26 protein-coding genes, 1 tRNA gene and 1 pseudogene are annotated in these 18,192 nt (G+C 48.6%); 18 read left to right on the top strand and 10 right to left on the bottom strand.

Annotated features, from left to right (window positions below; all coding sequences use genetic code 11):
- Positions 1-145: 145 nt before the first annotated feature.
- Positions 146-1,066 carry a transcription initiation factor IIB gene (locus tag NGAR_RS08615; RefSeq protein ID WP_148681202.1) on the bottom strand — a complete coding sequence of 307 codons (921 nt, stop codon included), beginning with the start codon at positions 1,064-1,066 and terminating at the stop codon, positions 146-148.
- 159 nt (positions 1,067-1,225) lie between these two features.
- Between NGAR_RS08615 and NGAR_RS08620 the strand changes: the two genes are divergently transcribed.
- From NGAR_RS08620 to nadC, 4 genes are all read left to right on the top strand, one after another.
- Positions 1,226-1,774, top strand: coding sequence for a hypothetical protein (locus NGAR_RS08620; protein ID WP_148681203.1), 549 nt, complete (start codon positions 1,226-1,228; stop codon positions 1,772-1,774).
- Between the two features lie 64 nt (positions 1,775-1,838).
- Complete coding sequence (locus NGAR_RS08625) at positions 1,839-2,429, top strand: DNA-directed RNA polymerase (RefSeq protein ID WP_015019312.1); 591 nt, start codon at positions 1,839-1,841, stop codon at positions 2,427-2,429.
- On the top strand, positions 2,430-2,618 hold the full coding sequence (gene spt4 / locus NGAR_RS08630) for a transcription elongation factor subunit Spt4 (RefSeq protein ID WP_015019313.1): 189 nt from the start codon (positions 2,430-2,432) through the stop codon (positions 2,616-2,618).
- A 1-nt stretch (position 2,619) separates the two neighbouring features.
- Positions 2,620-3,486, top strand: coding sequence for a carboxylating nicotinate-nucleotide diphosphorylase (gene nadC, locus NGAR_RS08635; RefSeq protein ID WP_015019314.1), 867 nt, complete (start codon positions 2,620-2,622; stop codon positions 3,484-3,486).
- Here nadC and nadA read toward each other — a convergent pair.
- Positions 3,476-4,426: a quinolinate synthase NadA gene (gene nadA / locus NGAR_RS08640; RefSeq protein ID WP_015019315.1), complete on the bottom strand. Its 951-nt coding sequence runs from the start codon at positions 4,424-4,426 to the stop codon at positions 3,476-3,478. The two genes, nadC and nadA, sit on opposite strands and share 11 nt — an antisense overlap.
- Before the next feature lie 176 nt (positions 4,427-4,602).
- Between nadA and NGAR_RS08645 the strand changes: the two genes are divergently transcribed.
- The 5 genes from NGAR_RS08645 to NGAR_RS17500 all read left to right on the top strand — a co-directional run bounded on the left by NGAR_RS08645 (position 4,603) and on the right by NGAR_RS17500 (position 6,892).
- Positions 4,603-4,785 carry a 30S ribosomal protein S30e gene (locus tag NGAR_RS08645; RefSeq protein WP_015019316.1) on the top strand — a complete coding sequence of 61 codons (183 nt, stop codon included), beginning with the start codon at positions 4,603-4,605 and terminating at the stop codon, positions 4,783-4,785.
- A gap of 36 nt (positions 4,786-4,821) precedes the next feature.
- Positions 4,822-5,652 (top strand): aspartate dehydrogenase, encoded by an 831-nt coding sequence (locus NGAR_RS08650; RefSeq protein WP_148681204.1) that lies wholly within the window; start codon positions 4,822-4,824, stop codon positions 5,650-5,652.
- A gap of 47 nt (positions 5,653-5,699) precedes the next feature.
- The gene (locus tag NGAR_RS08655; RefSeq protein ID WP_015019318.1) at positions 5,700-5,954 is read left to right on the top strand and encodes a TRAM domain-containing protein; all 255 of its coding nucleotides are present in this window, start codon (positions 5,700-5,702) and stop codon (positions 5,952-5,954) included.
- 312 nt (positions 5,955-6,266) lie between these two features.
- Positions 6,267-6,659, top strand: coding sequence for a cupredoxin domain-containing protein (locus tag NGAR_RS08660; protein WP_015019319.1), 393 nt, complete (start codon positions 6,267-6,269; stop codon positions 6,657-6,659).
- Between the two features lie 77 nt (positions 6,660-6,736).
- A complete protein-coding gene (locus NGAR_RS17500) occupies positions 6,737-6,892 on the top strand; it encodes a hypothetical protein (protein ID WP_187147435.1) in 156 nt (51 codons plus the stop codon).
- Here NGAR_RS17500 and NGAR_RS08665 read toward each other — a convergent pair.
- On the bottom strand, positions 6,885-8,006 hold the full coding sequence (locus NGAR_RS08665; protein ID WP_015019320.1) for an OBG GTPase family GTP-binding protein: 1,122 nt from the start codon (positions 8,004-8,006) through the stop codon (positions 6,885-6,887). The genes NGAR_RS17500 and NGAR_RS08665 overlap by 8 nt on opposite strands.
- 346 nt (positions 8,007-8,352) lie before the next feature.
- On the opposite strand from NGAR_RS08665, the pseudogene NGAR_RS19080 reads away from it, so the two are divergent.
- Positions 8,353-8,725 (top strand): annotated as a pseudogene (locus NGAR_RS19080) (IS1595 family transposase).
- A 314-nt stretch (positions 8,726-9,039) separates the two neighbouring features.
- Positions 9,040-9,115, top strand: a tRNA-Glu gene (locus NGAR_RS08680).
- A gap of 770 nt (positions 9,116-9,885) precedes the next feature.
- On the opposite strand, the gene NGAR_RS08685 is transcribed toward NGAR_RS08680, so the two are convergent.
- Positions 9,886-10,770 carry an EamA family transporter gene (locus NGAR_RS08685; RefSeq protein WP_187147437.1) on the bottom strand — a complete coding sequence of 295 codons (885 nt, stop codon included), beginning with the start codon at positions 10,768-10,770 and terminating at the stop codon, positions 9,886-9,888.
- Between the two features lie 287 nt (positions 10,771-11,057).
- On the opposite strand from NGAR_RS08685, the gene NGAR_RS08690 reads away from it, so the two are divergent.
- Together NGAR_RS08690 and NGAR_RS08695 are read left to right on the top strand one after the other, a co-directional pair.
- Positions 11,058-11,318 (top strand): hypothetical protein, encoded by a 261-nt coding sequence (locus NGAR_RS08690; protein WP_015019325.1) that lies wholly within the window; start codon positions 11,058-11,060, stop codon positions 11,316-11,318.
- A gap of 75 nt (positions 11,319-11,393) precedes the next feature.
- Positions 11,394-11,672 (top strand): DUF3175 domain-containing protein, encoded by a 279-nt coding sequence (locus NGAR_RS08695; protein ID WP_015019326.1) that lies wholly within the window; start codon positions 11,394-11,396, stop codon positions 11,670-11,672.
- Between the two features lie 383 nt (positions 11,673-12,055).
- On the opposite strand, the gene NGAR_RS08700 is transcribed toward NGAR_RS08695, so the two are convergent.
- From NGAR_RS08700 to endA, 3 genes are read right to left on the bottom strand one after another with little or no spacing between them, the layout of a single operon-like run.
- Positions 12,056-12,430 carry a DUF6659 family protein gene (locus NGAR_RS08700; protein ID WP_015019327.1) on the bottom strand — a complete coding sequence of 125 codons (375 nt, stop codon included), beginning with the start codon at positions 12,428-12,430 and terminating at the stop codon, positions 12,056-12,058.
- A gap of 41 nt (positions 12,431-12,471) precedes the next feature.
- Complete coding sequence (locus NGAR_RS17505) at positions 12,472-12,630, bottom strand: hypothetical protein (protein ID WP_015019328.1); 159 nt, start codon at positions 12,628-12,630, stop codon at positions 12,472-12,474.
- Positions 12,631-12,672: 42 nt separating this feature from the next.
- A complete protein-coding gene (gene endA, locus NGAR_RS08705; RefSeq protein WP_015019329.1) occupies positions 12,673-13,284 on the bottom strand; it encodes a tRNA-intron lyase in 612 nt (203 codons plus the stop codon).
- Positions 13,285-13,344: 60 nt separating this feature from the next.
- Here endA and NGAR_RS08710 point away from each other — a divergent pair, with 60 nt between their 5' ends.
- On the top strand, positions 13,345-13,863 hold the full coding sequence (locus NGAR_RS08710; RefSeq protein WP_148681206.1) for a 50S ribosomal protein L16: 519 nt from the start codon (positions 13,345-13,347) through the stop codon (positions 13,861-13,863).
- A 5-nt stretch (positions 13,864-13,868) separates the two neighbouring features.
- Here NGAR_RS08710 and NGAR_RS08715 read toward each other — a convergent pair whose 3' ends face one another.
- Positions 13,869-14,483 carry a DUF929 family protein gene (locus NGAR_RS08715; protein ID WP_187147438.1) on the bottom strand — a complete coding sequence of 205 codons (615 nt, stop codon included), beginning with the start codon at positions 14,481-14,483 and terminating at the stop codon, positions 13,869-13,871.
- A gap of 295 nt (positions 14,484-14,778) precedes the next feature.
- On the opposite strand from NGAR_RS08715, the gene NGAR_RS08720 reads away from it, so the two are divergent.
- The 4 genes from NGAR_RS08720 (at position 14,779) to NGAR_RS08735 (ending at position 16,504) form a co-directional block, all read left to right on the top strand.
- The gene (locus tag NGAR_RS08720) at positions 14,779-14,979 is read left to right on the top strand and encodes a hypothetical protein (RefSeq protein WP_015019332.1); all 201 of its coding nucleotides are present in this window, start codon (positions 14,779-14,781) and stop codon (positions 14,977-14,979) included.
- A gap of 21 nt (positions 14,980-15,000) precedes the next feature.
- Positions 15,001-15,222 (top strand): hypothetical protein, encoded by a 222-nt coding sequence (locus NGAR_RS08725; RefSeq protein WP_015019333.1) that lies wholly within the window; start codon positions 15,001-15,003, stop codon positions 15,220-15,222.
- 465 nt (positions 15,223-15,687) lie between these two features.
- Positions 15,688-15,879, top strand: coding sequence for an arginase family protein (locus NGAR_RS08730; RefSeq protein ID WP_015019334.1), 192 nt, complete (start codon positions 15,688-15,690; stop codon positions 15,877-15,879).
- 379 nt (positions 15,880-16,258) lie between these two features.
- Positions 16,259-16,504, top strand: coding sequence for an arginase family protein (locus tag NGAR_RS08735; protein ID WP_015019336.1), 246 nt, complete (start codon positions 16,259-16,261; stop codon positions 16,502-16,504).
- Between the two features lie 264 nt (positions 16,505-16,768).
- On the opposite strand, the gene NGAR_RS08740 is transcribed toward NGAR_RS08735, so the two are convergent.
- Together NGAR_RS08740 and NGAR_RS08745 are read right to left on the bottom strand one after the other, a co-directional pair.
- Positions 16,769-17,008 (bottom strand): hypothetical protein, encoded by a 240-nt coding sequence (locus NGAR_RS08740; protein ID WP_148681208.1) that lies wholly within the window; start codon positions 17,006-17,008, stop codon positions 16,769-16,771.
- Between the two features lie 174 nt (positions 17,009-17,182).
- Entirely contained in the window at positions 17,183-18,166 is a 984-nt protein-coding gene (locus NGAR_RS08745) for a cation diffusion facilitator family transporter (protein ID WP_187147439.1), read from the bottom strand.
- Between the last annotated feature and the right edge of the window lie 26 nt (positions 18,167-18,192).

Consider the following 18,192-nt stretch of genomic DNA (forward strand, 5'->3'; position numbering starts at 1 on the left):
AGAAAAAGAATTGGCAGAATTTACTTTGTCTTTTTGTTCTGCTCGATTATCCCAAAGATGTGTTCCCTTCGGTGTCTTGGCAGTAGGTTGCAAACCATCGGCCCCAGGTATGGGCATTTTTAGCATTAGTATCCTGACAAAAAAGTTAGGAGGGGAAAATTTTCCTTACGTCTTGGAACCTTTTCCTCAGAGTCACGATGCTGATGTCTCCGGCGACTGCAACCTGGGCTTGGCTTACGTTCTCGCCTTCCTTCAGGCACGCTGCATACAACACCGCTACCGCAAGCGCGTTTGGATCCTTGCCGTGCGAGATCGGATTGTCCTTGATGGTCGACAGCATCTCAAGCGCGTTCCTGTAGGTCTTTTCGCTAACCTTGGCCTTGTTTGAAATCCTTGCAAGATACTTATTCGAGTCGATCACTGGCAGCCGCAGATCCAGATTCTGGACAAGCAGTCTGTAGCACTTGCCGGCGAATATCGCGTCTGTGTTTGCTGCAGCGGATATTTCTTCAAGGGTGCGCGGCACAGAAAGGTCCCTGCATGCGGCGTATACCGCCGCTACTATCAGCGCCCGGATTGATCTGCCCTTGATTATCTTTTTGTCAAGCGCCTTTCTGTAGTTGTATGCCGCCTTTTCAATAAGTGTGTCGCTCAGGGAGAGCTTGTCCTTTATCGTACTCAGTATAGCAAACGCGTTCTTCAGGTTGCGGTGGTAGCTGCGGTTGTTGCTCGAGATCTTGTTCCACCTGCGCATCCTCTGCACTTTGCTTCTCTGCTCTGCGCTTATCGCGACGCCGTTTGCATCAACATTTGAATATGAAATGAATGTTGAAAGTCCCATGTCGTGGAATGCAAGTGAAGATGGCATGCCAGTCCTGCTCTTGCTTTCAATGTCTTCGCCAGAGTATGACCTCCATTCCGGACCCATCGACTCGATGTTGTCCTTGATAACCATGCCGCATGACGAGCAGACGGCCTCGCTAGTCTCAGAGTCGAAAACGATCGATTTGCTGTTGCACAATGCGCAGACATCTGCTGCCTGTTCTGACGCAAGTTTGTAACTCATATTGCCAGCCTTTGCGTACAAATTTCATTTAAGGCCCATGTCTACATCGTGTATTATCATGTTACACTGTACTGCAAGCTGCTACATAACACTCTATTATAACACATATTCGTGCCCCTTAAACGAGATGCTGTGCCCTAAATAGCAAGATATATGCCGGTGTTAGCTGAAGACGCGCGCACCTCGATTACCCGGTCGTTCAGGTTCGAGACAGACGTGTTGAAGATGCTTGACGAGGAAGCCGAACGCATGGGTATATCAGTGAATGCGTTGGTAGGAATCGTGCTGCGCAGGTATACCGAGTTCACCCGCTACCTGTCCAAGATAGATATGGTAGTCATAAACCGCGAAATCCTGACCTCGCTTCTGGAACAACTCGACGAAGAGGAACTCTGCAAACTGGGTCTGAAGCTGGGAGAGACTGTAATGTCAGATACTGTCATTTTCTGGAAGAAAGAGACCTCGGAGGCGGCTGTGATGGAATACATCGAGAAGGTGATCTGTAGGTACGGCCACCTTGGAACGTATGACGAAAAGCAGATGCCCGGTGGGGCAATTGCCATCGTGGTGCGCCACAGGCTTGGCAAAAAGGGCTCGCGCTTTCTAGAAGGCTACCTTCAAGCAGGGCTGAGAACCATGCTTGGCATAAATGCCATCTTTGAGGTCACAGATTCATCGATCAAGTGTGAGCTTCCTCCCAGAAGGTAGCAGTAGTAGACCCCCTTATAAGGCAAAAGTTCATAATGACCTGCCAATCAAGAGTGCGTATATTATGTTTGCCATAGTGCACATGAGCGATGTTGTCAGAATTCCTCCAAACAGACTGACTCACTCGCTGAAGGACGCGGCCATACAGATACTCAAAGAAAAATACGAGAGCATGATCAGCCCAGATGTTGGCTATGTCATCATGATAACTGACGCTGACACGAGTTCGGTCGGCAAGCTGGTCGCCGGCGACGGCGCGACTTACCACAAGGTCACGTTCAAGGCGCTTACGTTCTATCCCAAGCTTCAGGAAATAGTTGAAGGCGAAGTTGTCGAAATCACCGACTTTGGCGCGTTTGTCAGGATAGGCCCAACCGACGCCCTTCTCCACCTCTCGCAGATCACCGACGACTACCTGAAGAGCGATGTCAAGCAGGGTGTCATTGTCGCGAACCAGACGGCAAGGTCTCTCAAGATCGGGTCAAAGTTGCGGGCAAGGATTACGGCGGTAAGCCTCGGCAAGGGAGCAGGCATGGGCAAGATAGGCATAACGTGCAGGCAGCCGTTCTTGGGCGCCCTAGAATGGATTGCAGAGGAGATCAAAAAGTCCAAGGGCGGAGGCGAGAAGGAAAAGAAGGGAGGAGACAAAAAGTAGTTGGCCAAGGAAAAGGCTTGCCGCAGGTGCAAAGTGATAACCACGGGCAAGGTGTGCCCCAACTGCAAGTCAACAGACCTGAGCCCTGACTGGTCCGGCATCATACTGGTTTTCGATCCTGCCAAGTCCCAGGTTGCTAGGACGCTTGACATCACCACCCCCAACAAATATGCCTTGAAGGTCTCGTAGGTTGCAGCGGCAAGATCTGCAGACATTTCTTGACGTCAGGGAAATGCTTGCGAGCTTTTTGCAGGAAGACATTGGCGCAGGCGATATCACAAGCAACAGCGTAATAATCCCCGGCGACCTTTTTGCCAGAGCTGAAATCGTATGTAAATCGGGCCCGGCAGTAGTGTGCGGCCTTGAAGAGGCCGCTATCATTTTTGACCTTTGCGGCTGTACAAGCAAGATTCTGGTCAAGGACGGGTCGAGGGTAAAAAAGGGCACGACCGTCATGAAGGTATCAGGCAACGCCCGCGCCATCTTGAAGGCAGAGAGGGTTGCGCTCAACATGATAATGAGGATGAGCGGCATAGCAACAGAGACTAGGCGCATGGCTGACCTTGCCAAGGGGATAAAGATACTTGCCACGCGCAAGACTGCGCCGGGCCTGCGCTATTTTGACAAAAAGGCGGTAGTCATGGGCGGGGGCGGCGCTCATAGAATGCGGCTTGACGACATGGTTCTGATAAAGGACAACCACCTTGCGCTTGCCGGCCCTGCGGACAAGTGCGTCAGGCTTGCCAAGAAAAATGCAGGCTCGTCCATTAAGGTAGAGTGCGAGGCAAAGAACCTGAAAGAAGTAGTGGCGGCAATTTCGGCAGGAGCAGATATTGTCATGCTGGACAATTTTACTCCAAAGCAGGCTGCCGACGCTATAAGGCACGTTGCAAAAGCGGGCCTGCGCAGAAAAGTAAAGATAGAGATTTCCGGAGGCGTCAATGCAAAGAACATCCGCCAGTATGCGCGGGCCAAGCCCGATTTCATTTCGCTTGGCCACATCACGCATTCGCCCAAGGCGGTCGATTTCAGTCTAGAAATAATAATTACGAAATAGCCAGCATGCGGTCGATCGCAAGGCGCGCCCTGTCGGCAACATCCTTTGGCACCTTTACTTCGTAGACGTTGTGCGCAAGCGAGTTGTACACCTTTTCCAGCGTGATCTTTTTCATGTACTTGCACACCGCGTCACGCTTGATCGGTATGAACTCTTTGTCTGGGTTTTCTTTTTGCATCCTGTACAGTATGCCTGTTTCGGTAGCAACCACGAATTGTTTCGCATCCGATGCCCGGGCGTGCTTCATCATGCCCTCTGTCGAGAGTATGTGGCCAGTCTTGGCCAAGTCGCCCTTTGACATGTGATACATGGCCGAAGAAGTGCAGCTGCACTCAGGGTGCACGAGAAAGTCGGCGTTCTTGAACGTCGCAAGCATCTTGTTGATGTCATCTGCCTTTATGCCGGCGTGTACGTGACACTCGCCCGGCCATATGTACATGTTCTTCCTCTTTGTCACTTCTGCGACGTACGAGCCCAAGAACAGGTCTGGCAGGAATAGCACTTCCCTGTCGCGGGGTATGCTGTTTACCACCTTGACTGCGTTTGAAGAGGTGCAGCAATAGTCGGACAGTGCCTTGACATCTGCAGTAGTATTGACGTAGCTTACTACCACTGCGTCAGGGTGCTCTGCCTTCCAAGCCTGCAACTCGTGAACATTGATGGTTGAAGCCAGCGAGCATCCAGCCTCAAGGTCAGGTATCAAGACCTTCTTTTCAGGGCACAGGATCGAGGCGGTCTCGGCCATAAAGTGGACGCCGCAAAACACGATAACGTCCGCGTCTGTCGTGGCTGCGTTCTTGGATAGTGCAAGCGAATCGCCTATAAAATCGGCCACGTCCTGTACTTCTGGCAACTGGTAGTTGTGTGCCAGAATTACTGCGTTCTTTTGCTCCTTCAGCGCGACTACCTTGCGCTTGTAGTCAAGATCTAGCATCGTCATGGCTTTTGATAAACATGAAATGTTATAGAGCTTCTACATTTAAAGTAGTACAATCTAGGATAACGCTGCCCATGAAGTCAAAATTGCAGGCAATACTTGCCACCATCGGTGCGCACATGCATGTATGCATGCATACAAATATAAATATTCAAACGATAATCCACTGAGGGAGATTAATGCCAACACACGGTTCACTTACAAAGGCCGGCAAGGTAAGGGGCCAGACCCCGAAAATCCAAGGCAAGCCACGCCTGAGCCCGATCGCAAGGATGCGTAACAAGGACAATTTTGTGAAGAGGTTTGAAAAGAAGAGGCTTCCTGGCCAGAAAAAGCCAGAGCGCCGCGGTGGCAGAAGGTAAAAATCCTTCCAACTCTATCTTTTATCCTATATATAGATGCCAAAGAGAAAGATCGGGCTAGTAGGCTGCGGCACAATTGGAAGCCAACTTGCAATGGCTGTTGACTCGGACAAGATAGCCAATACTTCGCTGGTGGCGCTCTTTGATGTTGTAGAAGGCAACCTGCAGAACCTAAAGTCAAAATTGCAGCGCAGCAGCCCTGGCACCCATTCCGATTTCGGCGCGTTCCTTGCCTCTGGCGCAGACATTATAGTAGAAGCGGCCTCACAGGATGCGGTAAGGACATTTGGCAGGGCGATACTTGAGGCAGGCAAGGACATGATGGTCATGAGCGTCGGCGCCCTTGCAGACAGGAACCTGCTTGCTGAGCTTCTGCAGGTGGCTGCAAAGAAGGGCTGCAGGATCTACGTCCCGACGGGAGCGATAGCAGGCATTGACGCGATAAGGAGTGTAAAGCACCTCTTGGATTCTGTCACACTTACTACCACAAAGAGCCCAAAGGCACTTGCAGGCGCGCCCTTTTTTGAAACAAGCAAGATCAAACTGGACGACGTTACCAAGAGCACGGTCATATACGAAGGCGTCGCGGCAGAAGCAGTTAGGATGTTCCCAGCAAACGTCAACGTGGCTGCAGTGCTGAGCCTTGCCGGCATTGGCGTCGACAAGACCAGGGTAAGAATTGTGGCCGACCCGCAGGCGACCACCAATCAGCACGAAATTCTTGCAACAGGCAGTTTTGGCGAGATAAGAATAACAGTCAACAACGTGCCAAGCCCCGGGAATCCAAAGACGAGTTTCCTTGCAGTCTTGTCAGCAATAGAATGTCTCCGTTCGATATGTGACGACGGCATGAGAATAGGATCGTAAACCGGCTTCTTGATTTATATATGGATATTGCGTGACCAGGCTTACGTATGAGTTACGGAAGAAGAAACGACAATTTCGGTCCGAAACCAGTAGAAACTGGTAAGGAATACGACGTACAGATCACGGAAATCAGCCGCAAAGGTGACGGCATTGCAAGGATACAAGGATTTGTTATCTTTGTAAAAGACGGCAAGGTAGGTCAGAATGCAAAGATCCGCATCAGCCAGATCGGACCAAGGTTCGCAACAGCCGAGGTCGTCAACGGTTCGGCACCCGCTTCGCAAGACACACCAACAAGTTAAGAGAAAAATTACTGCGTTCTGACAAACGTTCGCAGTACTCTTTTTTATTCATTCAACATGTACCTTTTCAACAGTTCGCTTTCTAATTATTCGCGTATCCTGCAGCGCCTTGGTCAGTGCACTCAGGAAGCGCAGGATGAGGTGCACTAGATGCTGGATCAGCGATTCTTTGCGTTTTTGCAATTTGTACTGGCGGTAGCGCCTGGCGGCAAGCTTTGACTCTGATGACGTACTATCAAGAATACGGATCTTGCTTTTAACGGTTAGTCAGTCCAAAGGAATTTAGGGGAACTCGCTCCAAGAGCATCTTGGATGCGCAACAACATAATCGCCATAGTCGCCATTTCTTTCTTGACCATGGGCGCGTTGTGGGGCATAGGGAACCTGCTGAATCCTCCCCCAGAGGTAGAGCTGCCTGTAGAGGACATTCTCTTGATAGCGCAGCGAAGCACATTTAATGGCACCAACCCGGACATCCATGTGGCCGTGAATGTACCTACAAAACTTGTGGTGCGAAACGATGATGTCGTGACGCACGACCTGAGGGTGGATGAAGCAGAGAACGGAGGAATAACGCCGATCAATACGGCACCTCTTCGTGGAGGCCAGGATTTTCTTACTGCCATAGTTGCAGCAGAGCCTGGTACTTATGAATACTATTGCTGGTACCATCCAGAAATGCGCGGCAGGATAATCGCGCAATAAAATAGTAAGTAATAGTGTCACTGCTTTGCAGAAAGTTCATGCAGATCGTTTATAGTTGCAATTGCAGTGGTCTGCGTGTGCTATCAGTCTTGAATCCAAAACTGGCGGAAGAAAGACTGGACAGGATATATGTTTGCTCGCAGTGCAGGTCGGTTTTCCTGTTCAAGTCAGATGTAGAGGATCACAGAGAAATGTCAGGACATGTAGAAATGAAGGTGCGACCGTTCACATAGCGCCGGCCAGCTTGATTATCGTCAGCACATCTTCGTCTTCAAGCCGGTGATCCAGCCCCACTTTTTGCCCGTCGAACTTGGCGCTCTTGCCCCATATCAGCCCGTAGCGGAAGTTCTTGGCCATGTTGCGGTGTATCTTGTTGCACACATCCTGAACTGTCGAGCCGTTCTTCATTATCATAGGCTCTTCATAGTCGGTCTCGCCTCCCTTGGGACGCATGTAAATTCTGATAAGGTCGAGCTTTTGGTAGATGGCTTCCTTGAGAGCATCAATGTTGACGCCGGCGTCTGCAGAGATCGGGATAAAGTTGTTCCCTATCTTTGACTGGACCTCCTGGATAAAGCCCTTGTTCACAAGGTCTATCTTGTTGAGCACGATAAGCGACGGGATATAGACGCGGTTGCCGTTCAGCACGTCTATCAGCTGGTCGTCGGTCAGGTTGGGCTCGCGGATTATTATTCTGCCGTTTGGTATGCCATACAGCCGCATCATCTCCTTTATCAGCCGCTCCGAAACCTTGATTGGAACCTGCGCGTTAACTCCGATGCCGCCTGTCGACGTTTTTTCGATTACCACGTCTGGCGGCCGCTCGTCCAGCTTGATGCCGGCCTCTGCCAGCTCTTTTTTTAAGACGCCCAAGTGATGAGGCTGGAAGACGTCAAGAACAATGAGCACAAGGTCAGCGCTGCGCGCAACAGATAGCACGCGCTTGCCAAAGCCCTTGCCGCTTGAGGCGCCTTCGATGATTCCTGGAAGGTCCAGCACCTGAATCTTGGCGCCGCGGTGGTGCAGCATGCCGGGGACAGCCGTGAGAGTAGTGAACTGGTAAGACGCAACGCGCGATTTGGCGTTTGTGATCCTGTTGAGGAGCGTGGACTTGCCAACGCTTGGGAGGCCGATGAGGACTACGGTGGCATCGCCTGTCTTTCTGACGTCAAAGCCGACGTTCTCGCCGCCAGTATGCACCGTCCTACCATGAGTGTTTTCCTCCATCTCGCGCTTGAGGCGCGCTATCTTGGCCTTGAGCAGCCCTATGTGGAACTCGGTAGCCTTGTTGATCTGGGTGCGATGTATCTGGTCCTGTATCTCCTTTATCTTCTCTGGAATGCCCAAAGGCGATCACATCCCTTGTAGTAGGTAAAGCGATAAAAACATTCAGTCATGTGTTCTTTGGAAGAAAGAATTGTTATTTATCTTTAGTCTATCGTCAACATAGATCACAGGGGGCTACCTGCTTACAGAATCAGATGGCATGTTCCAGTCAGCATGGCCGCCATAGAACACGTATTTCGGATTTTCAGACAGGCTATTTATGATTCTCTTCTGTGCGAGCTTCAGGAAATCAAACTATTTGGTCGTATAGAGCTGGATGAAGCCTTGTTTGGCAGCCGAAGAAAGGGAGGTAAACGCGGCTGGGGTGTTGAGGGAAAGACTCTTGTATTTGGCATTTACAGAAGAAATGCATGGCAAGGTTATCACGTTTCCTGTATCGGACAGAAGAAAGGAGACGTTGATTCCGTTGATACGACAGCATACAAGAAAAGGCTCGTTGTATTATTCAGACGACCATACTGCGTATGCCGCTTTGAATCTGACTGGCAAACATCAGATCATAGCTCATAGCAGAGTACGTTAGAGTAGAAGACGCTCACATCAAGGGAATTGAAGGATTCTGGAGCTATGCCAAGACATGGCTATACCACTGTCGTGGTGTACCGAAACAATACTTCCATTTGTATCTGAAAGAAATAGAATTCAGGTTCAACTACAGGAACGAAAATTTGCATCCAATACTGACAAAAATGGTCGTCAGAACTGCTCCAGATCTTTAGGTATTACCTTTGACTATTTGCTCGTGTCATTTGACTACTTGATATTGATGCTAGCAAATTCATAGGCTCCGCTGCTCTCGTTGAAAATTGACCACAGTACCAATCATATAACAAAAATGCTGGATATGAACAGCTTTTCTAAACATTTGCTTGCTATTGGAAGAGAACAATAATACCTTCGCATTAAATGGGGCCACCGCGTAATGTCGCAGATTCCAAGACCTAAGCTACATTATATATGGCGTATGGGATGGCGACCGATAACTGTGCCATGAAGTTGCGTTTATATTTTGTACGTTATCCAGACTGTCCGGGCTCCGGTGGTGTAGTCCGGTTAAGCATTTCGCCCTCTCAAGGCGGAGATCCCGGGTTCAAATCCCGGCCGGAGCATTCTTTTCTCCCACCAGCACCAATTCTAAATTAGATAGATCCTGAATTGTACAGAAGGCTTGGTTGGGATGGTGTCATTTTTTGTTCTGCCAGTAATAAGAAAAGATAGCTTATAAATTCGCATAGGTGCTGCTGACAGATTCAAGAATCTTATAAGCATTTAATTTTCAATGTTAAAAGGGTTATCTATCTAAATGTTATTTGAGATATGTGAACGCAATCGACTCCTTGGTATTGGTGGCACTTGGGTTTGCTCCGACCTTTGCTGCTCTAGAGATGTCTTGGAGAATGGGCAAGATGATCGGAAGCGCGGAGAACTAGTGGCCGTTAAGGCCAAGTAACCACGCGTCAGCTTGCCCATTGTTTTTCTGTTGTGCTTTTCTAAATATCTATACATATACATAGACTTGCAGTAAAAAATTACTTTCTATTACAAGCAGGATTTATTATAGCTCTACACCTGTCATGATCATGCCTCCAACTTCCATCTATAAAGTATTCTACATGCTTGATATCGTCCTTGTCTGATACTATCCATCCTCTCGTCACCATTCTTTGGCGATCCAGGTAGCGCACGAATTAGCGATGATAGTGAGGGTGGCGGAGGAGGGTCAAGTTGAGATATGATGCTAATGCACAATATTGTATTTAATAGAGGGGCTTTGTTTAAAAAGTCAACAATCCATGCTTGGATAGCTGTTTGATTGCATGACTTTGTTTTTATGAGTTATTACTTTTTACACAAAGCCTAATAGAGGATCTCAGCGTTTTTAGAAGGTCTTTTTCGTCCTGTGTATGAGGTAGATGCCAAAAACTCCCATTATTCCACCGGCCACTGCCAGAGGAATGTTTGCTGGCAGTATGACCTCCACATTTTGCCAAAGCAAGGCCAATTGAAAGACCACCGTCAGGATTATGGAAAATGAGCCAATGATAGAAGTGAGCGAGGCACCTATCCTTGACAAGCCCACTACATAAGTCAGGGCCGCAGTTAACGGAAGAAGCGAAAATAACAATAACACCATCCAATCCTGTGCCGATATCGCCGGAGCTTGCGTCGTCCATAGTATCATGGCCAGTATCAGGCCGGAAATGAAAAGAGAAGAGCCTGTAACTGCCTGCGCCGAATGCGTCTTGGCTAGTTTTGTAATGAAAATTATCCCAGATCCAAATGCTGTTGCAGACAGCATGGCTTCTATATCGCCAAATGTGATCAGCGCGTCAAGACCGCTGCTCATCACTGTTGCAAAGAATCCTGCAAGCGCGATCATTACACCAGCGAGCTGGAGCCTGCTCAATTTCTCACTCAAGGCAGCCCTTGCAAGAAGTAGTATGACTACTGTCTCAAGCGGCCCGGCAAGAAGGCCTTCCTTTGATGCGCCTACCCTGCCAACCGAATCGTACCATGCGAATACTCCTGTAGCAAGAAGTACTGAACCAGGCAACAAGTATTTCCAAGATTGAAAGACTGTGATGCTCTTTTTCTTTTCAGACCCAAACGATATCAGGAGCATGACTGCGCCGGCCAAAGGGATGCTGTTTGCCGCTATGACAAGTGGAGCGAGCTGAATCTGGGTTGCGAGCATTTCCACAATTATTGACTCTATTGACAGCAGAGCAGCATGAAGAAAGATGATCCAAGAGTGGCGAATCAAGTAGTGGTCACGTCTTTTCAGATACGCCTATTTCTTTATTATGAGAGAGCCAGCTTCAACATCTGGATGATGGAAGTGCAGGCAACAGCAAGAGATCAGTGCATGTTTGTCCTCCTACGGATTACCAATACTGTCGGACCTGTTGATCTTGCACTGGCCTTTGTGTTTCTTGTCCTACAATGATTAGAACTATCCTTCAAGAGCTCTTGGGAGAACATTATTCCAAATGCAGCAAGCAAGTTTGTCAATACGTTTTTGTATAAAGCTAGTAACAATATACTATAACAATGTCTGTTAAGAAAGTAATATCAAAAGACAGGGTTAAAGAATACATGATCGTCACACTTGTCAGTCACATTGTAGGGCAGCTCGTCTTTCTACCGTGGAACCTGTATGTCATGAACTTTACGCCCGAACAGTTTCTGAGAGGTGCGATAGCAAGTATTCCAATAGCGTTCATCTGGAACTATGCAGGAATCAAGGTCAACCTGTATTGTAGCTATAAAGTAAAATCATTTGTAGAGAATGTGGCGACCCGAAAGCACTAAAAGTCATGGCTTGGTTCTATAAACGCAAAGATTTATTCAATTTACACTACTACTTTTTTACCAGAGGTTGCTGACATGCCGCCGGCTCGAAAGAAGAACAGCAAGGGCAAGAAGCGATGGGTAAGCAAGGTCACCACCGAATCAACCTTTCCCAAAAAAGGCATATTCACCAAGGATGCAGAGACGATTGCGCGACACATGGCTTCAAAGAAGGTAAGTCCAAAAGGGATAGGCTCGGGCATACGTATGATACAATACTTCATAAACCGCGCAGGCAGGAGCTTGCCTGCTTCACGGAGGCGCGAGCTAGAGAAGGCAAAAAGGATACTGCAGGCCCGACAAAAAAATAGATAAAAATTTGCTCTTGTGTTTTGCCACCACGATCCAAACGGTTTCTACGGGTTTCCAAATGAAGGCTCAGGATTCGGCAGTCCGGTATATTCTCTTCATTTTTTCGCCCTTGCGGGCAGATAATAGGGGGACTGTTACTTCGTCATCATCCTGCAGCCTGCATTAGATGGGAAGCAGGCCGGTAAAAATCGTTATTCTATTACGTGCACGCTGTGGAAGCCGGCCTTGCATTTCGGGCAAGCAGAATGAACGCCCATACAGTCCAAGCAAAAATCAGCCGCGGCCAAGAATTCGGATTCGTCACCACGGTAAAAGCAGTTCTCGCAGAACCTCTTTGCCAAACTCTCTTATCCTAACCTATCCTAGTTGCAATTTAACTTTTTGCATCATTTCTTCTTCTTTCTGCTTGTTGGTTTTTTCTTGATCGTCTGCATTACCCTGTCCCGTATCCTGTTTACGTTTGCCCGTGGCGTCACTGACAGGCAAAGAATGCCGTCACCAAGTGGAAAAGTCATGAGCGTAACTTTGTCATGCTCGGTAATGCTGTAACGAACCTTGCCCAGCTTGTCGCTATACGATTCGAGCGTGGTGAGGTTCCACAGCGACTGTATGTACATCTGCTGCTCGGCGGTCTCGTCGAGCAGCGGCTCGATCCCCTGCTGGAAGCCACCCTCTATGACTTCGCCCCTGTTGTTTACAATGCCGACAAATCGTATGTTGCGGTCAAGCTTGATAATCTTGTCGCACAGGTTGCGTTGCATGAATGGTAGTGGCTTGTAGGAATATAAATCGTTTACACAAATTATTCGGCAAGCCGGGTTTCCATGGAGTGGCCGTCTTTGATATGCGCAGAATAGTGCAGGTGGACTAGCTCATTAATGTCCGCGTCGGTAAAGTACTTCGTAGAATACCTTGCAAGCACAGTCTTGCAGTCAGAGCAATAGATCTCTTTGAACGGCAATGACAGTACTACAATGAGCAGCTCCCACTTTTATGCATTGTTTTAGCGGCGATACCTGTTTTCCGTGAATCGCATCTTGGAAGCCTTGTAATAGATCACTTCGCCACGCCGCTCTATCACTGCTACTACCGCTTCCTTACCCATCCTTTCTATCTGATCGATTGCGCTTGCAAAGTCCTTGACAGTCGTGTTTGTCCCCTCGTTTATGCCAAAGATCACATACTTGGCAGGCTTTTTCTCGTACTCGCCCCGATCGTAGACGCGAAAGTCGTTGCCAAACCCGAACCCCTCTTTTGCGACATAGCCCCTGCTTCGCAGGTCTCGGTAGACCAGAAACTTTGTCATGATGTTCCTGTCGTATTTGAGCAGTAATTCAAACAGCGGGTCAAACGTCATGCCGGGTTTGTTCTTGAGCGCAAGGCGCTTTGTGTGCATTAGGTACAGCGCCTCGTATGGCTTGAGCACATATTCGGCGTCTTCCTTTTCGCCAAAGCCCTTTGTACGGAGCTCATCCTGAAAGCGCGTTTTGTCAACCAGTATCTTTCCGCCTGCTGCAAGCCGCGCCTCTACTACAGATGGCATCTCGGCCTCACTCATTTTAGAGCCAGAAAATGGCTGCTGCGCGCTCGGCGGAGCTGTTGCTGATGACGACATAACGATTAAATCACAGCAAACCTCCACATTTAAGCATTCAAATAAAATTAGTGTATTGATATGAAGGGAGTCAATTATCGTGAAACTCGTGGAATGCCATATGTCCGGCGCGAATACATAGCTGGCAAGCCCCAGATCAAGATCGCAAGGTTTTCCTCTGGCCAGGCCGGCAACAATTATGATTACAAGCTCGAACTTCTGGCGACTGAAAAGATCCAGATAAGGCACAATGCCCTTGAGGCCGCCAGGCTTGCGGCCAACAAGAGGATGGCGACAGCAGGCGAGACGAGCTTTTTCTCGATGCTCAGGGTCTACCCTCATGTCATCCTCAGGGAGAACAAAATGATCGCGACTGCTGGTGCGGATCGTCTTCAGGAAGGAATGAGGCGAGCCTTTGGCAAGGCAACGGGCCTTGCAGCGAGGGTCATGCCTGGACAGGTGCTGTTTGAGGCTTATGTGACTGCTGCAAACCTGAACCTTGCAAAAGAGGGATTCAAGGTGGCTTCAAGCAAGCTGGGCTGCCCGACGACCATAAGGATAACACCGCTGAAAGAGCAAGCAGTGGTGGCAGAAGACTAGGCTAGCTAGATCTTTCCAACTAGATTTTTGATATTTTCAGAATTGCATACGTCCGCTTTGCCGCCTATGCTCTTGCAGATCAGCGCGGTGATATTGTCGATCTCTGTCTTTATTGCCTTTCCGACCGGCGAAGCAGGGTTTGCAAGCTCGGCCTTGACTTTGGCATGATCCATGCCTTCCAGAATTTGCGGGCTGTAGCCTGCCCCAACTTGCATGAACTGCCCATCGATCAGCAGGAAGGGGATAATCTGGTCAGGGTTGAACATATCGAGGATCTCAAAGTCCTTTTCGTCGAGCTCTTGCAGCGGCTCAAAATTCCTGTCGGCAGTCTCGCGCCCAACAAACTCGACATAATCGCTTTCATACTTGGCTCGCGCAAAGCTGAAAGTGGGGATGTTCAGGTATTTCTCGTCATGACCTGCGCTTGCAGTCTCGACAAGACCCTCCCACCTGCCAAAGTTGGCAAGCGCGTTCACAATGGTCCATCGCTCTGCCGCGCAGAACGGGCAAAAGCCGGCACCCATAAAGAACACGAGGGACTTGCCACTCTGCCTTTTCAGCGGCTCGTCTGTGACATGCATGAACTTGCCAAGGGCCTTTTTTGGAATAAAGCTGCTCACAAATACAAGGTTTTCGCTGTTTATTTTATCAACGTTTCTCGCTCGATCTATCTTAATTTGTGCTAAAATAGCGCGACGATCGGCGAAAAACATAAACGCCTTACTTTTTGCACTTTGCAAGTGCGGCGGGCGACATTTGTCGCAGCTGCGCCGCTAATTAACTTTTTGTCGTCGGCGTGTTGCGGCATTCTTGAACGGAGCCGTTCTGTCCGGTCGAAACTATGGGCGCTGACAATAAATCACGGTCGGCAAGGCGTTCAACTTTGCCATTATTACTATGTAGAAAACAAGCTATGTGAAGGCGATAAAGGCAAACCGCCAAGCTCAATCGTACAAGAGCGATTTTGAGCAAGAAATGATTAGGCTCATGCGGGAAAATAACAAGTCGCTGCAAGCCATTGATGACAATGTTCGCAAGCTAGAAAAGAATAGAAATCCGGCACGAGCGAAGCTCCAAGGAAAAGCAAAGGTTGGCGGCAAAGGCATTTTTATTTGACAACTAGCAAGCCTTCGATCAATGGTGAGATTCGAACTTGCAAGGGACGAGTTCAACCGGTTAATTTTGGAAATCTTTGTTGCCGAGGATCAACAGCCGCCGGTCTTGCTTGACGATCCCACTATTCATGAGACATTGAGACAGTGCGTCCTCATACGGGCGATAAACGATAGGACTGGCGATTTGATTGCAGAATTTGCAAAGGTTGAAAGGTGGCAGAGGCGCGACGCTATTTTGGCTTAAGGCGGTCTTGCAATTGCTTGATTGCCCGTCTGTTGAACGGTCGCACAAGAGGGCATCCGGCGACAAAACGTCAATGTCGCTCATGTAGGTCATAAAGTTGTCCCGGTATCCTCGTCAAGTTTCGTCGTTTGGCACGGCGTAGGAAAACAAGCGCCGACTAACACTTGAATTCAAGCACACGTTGCGGTTTGTCCTTGGACGTCGCTCGTGTTGAAAAAGCGGCCCTGTCCTTGGTTTTGTTTTGAACGGCAATTCCTTATATTGCACGGCGCCCGTGCACCAAATTCAATCTTAAAGAGGTTGTTAAGGTTCTGCTTTCGTTTTACATTGTTTAATTAATGTTCTGAATCCATGGGTTTTATGCAAAAAGCTCTTTTTGTTTAAAAACTAACTTATTCTATTGATATCAGATCAAATGCAACGATTTGCGATAATAGCCGCTCCTTCATACTACGGCTACGACCAATGGGAGTTGAGTATCTTCCAGAAGCAATGAAAGCTGCAGGCTTGCTAAGGAGATTGAACGTTGAATATGTGGCGGAGGTCTCTCCACCAGAGTATAATTCAAAGCGTGATGAAGAAACGCTGCTACTGAATCCCAAAGCGATCAGACGATATTCAAAACAGCTTGCAAATGTCGTGGCTAATGTGTTGTAGGGGGAGACGATTTCCCATAGTGCTTGGTGGCGACTCCAGCATTATCATCGGCAATCTGTTAGCCTTGCGCAGACTGGGAAGATACGGGTATTCTTCATAGACGGTCACGCTGATTTTTATCAACCAGAGGCATCTCCTACAGGAGAAGTTGCTGATAGGGATCTGGCGATCGTGTCTGGTCGAGGTCCAGATGTTCTTACCAACATAGATGGTCTGAAACCGCTTGTTCGAGATGAAGAATCATCTTGATGCCGAACAAGCAAAAAGTTATGGCAGCCAAGACGTAGGCGAGACCGACATCAACATTTATGATTTTGATAAGATACAAAAATTGGAATCGCAAAAACTGCTTCAGAGGCTATTAAGAAACTAATGAACAGTGGAATCCAAGGTTTTTGGATTCACAGATGTTGATGTATTGAATGATAAAGATATGCCAGCAGTTGATTATCGCCTTTCTGGTGGGCTGAGCTACGGAGACATAAGCCAACTCTTGCAAATCTTGCTTGGAACTGGAAAAGCAGTTGGAATGGATATCGCTATTTTTAATCCTAAACTAGATTCAGATGGTTCAATAGCACGCAGGTTGGTATCTAGCCTAGCGTCTGGGTTAGCCAGTCATTAGCAGGTATACCTCAAAAAATACCTGTCTAAAAGTTACAGGCTTTAAAAGTATCGACACGAACACAACCGACTTTATACGCATACACAAAGACGAATCCTGTCAGGATCAGGCGAGTCTGTGCATATGGCAGCACGGCTGCATCCGATACCAAAGGATGAACAAGATAGATGTGACTCGTCCTGACCTGATCAGCGTATAACATGACAGCGAGCTCCTTTAAGACTACTGCAAGAATATTCTGGAAAGCATCTCCATACAGATATTTTACTCGGTAATAATGGACTTTCTTCCCCATTGAATCCGATAATAGTGGATCACCATCGTTACAAGAAGTGCAGAGCAAACGATGGTAAAGAACGCGACTAAAAGGCTGTCTTGGTAGTCTTGGTGATGGTGGTGGAGTCCGGCCGATTTTACCGAAACAATCGCGTCTGCAGCCTGCAGCGAAGAGGCAAGGGCGGCGGCGACCACAGCAAGAGCCAATGGCAACAGCAGGGTCCTCATCCGCCATGTTGAACTATAAAAGATATTAAAGTAATAATCATGAAAAGTGCCGCACCGTATATTCTAACAAATAATTTGAAAATTATGATATGACAAATGTTCGACGATAGCCTAAATTACTAAAGACTAACAATAATACATCAAGACATAGATGGACAGAGTGTTGTGATCCGATCAGGCGGCTCCAGACGTATTTCTTCTATCCCCAAAAATTCCGCCGAACCTTCTGGTCGGCTCTGACCTTTGGGCAGGGTACGAGTGAGGTATTGACGAGATCCTGCCTATCACAGGGATCTGCGAGCGTATGGCCGCCTCTATGTTGACGAGCAGGAGCTCCACGTCGGCAAGCCTCTTGTTGCCATCGATTTCAAGGTGCACTTCGGCTTGGGCAAGCGCGCCGGCGGGACGCAAAAGCACCGACTTTACCCGGATGTTTTCGTCTTTGAACTTCTCTTCTACGATCCTTTTCACCATTTCTGTTATTCTGGGGTTCTGCCATGAGTCAACCAAGATGAGCGACGACTGCTTGAGTGAAATGTACGATACTGAGAATATGTAGCCGGCAATAATGATGCCACCTATTGCATCCATCTGCAGGAATCCAAACTGGGACGCAATGAGAACGCTCACAAAGCCAATAATGGACGCAGAGCCGTCCTTTATCGAGTTCTTCGCATCCGTCTTGAGCGAAAGCAGGTTGTACCTGTTGGCAATAGAATTCATCTGGAACGCCCGGTGGAGCGACACTGCGCCGGCGGCCGCCAGCACGATCATGGTCAGCACCGGCTGCTGGATCACCCGCGGGTGGAGCAATGCCTCGTACGAATGATACAGGATGAACCCACCTATCGCGACCATGCCTATTGCTGCAATGAGCGCGGCAAAGCTTTCCACCTTGTGGTAGCCGAAGGGGAACTTTCTGTCTGCCGGCTTGTGGGCCATGCGCAACCCTACGAGGACTATGAGCGATATCATTGCGTCCGAGAGCGAGTCGATGCCGTCTGCGGTCGCCACGACGCTGCCGCTCACCTGCCCCATCAGTATTTCGACAACTCCTATGCTGACCAAGGTTACCACAGAGATCTTGGCGATCCTCTGGCCCGCAACTAGGCCTTCGTTTACAAGATCCGCCGGCCTTCCGGCTGGGGGCTTAATCACGATATAGTATATTTTTGCAGACCATT

Source organism: Candidatus Nitrososphaera gargensis Ga9.2, assembly GCF_000303155.1.
GTDB classification, from domain to species: domain Archaea; phylum Thermoproteota; class Nitrososphaeria; order Nitrososphaerales; family Nitrososphaeraceae; genus Nitrososphaera; species Nitrososphaera gargensis.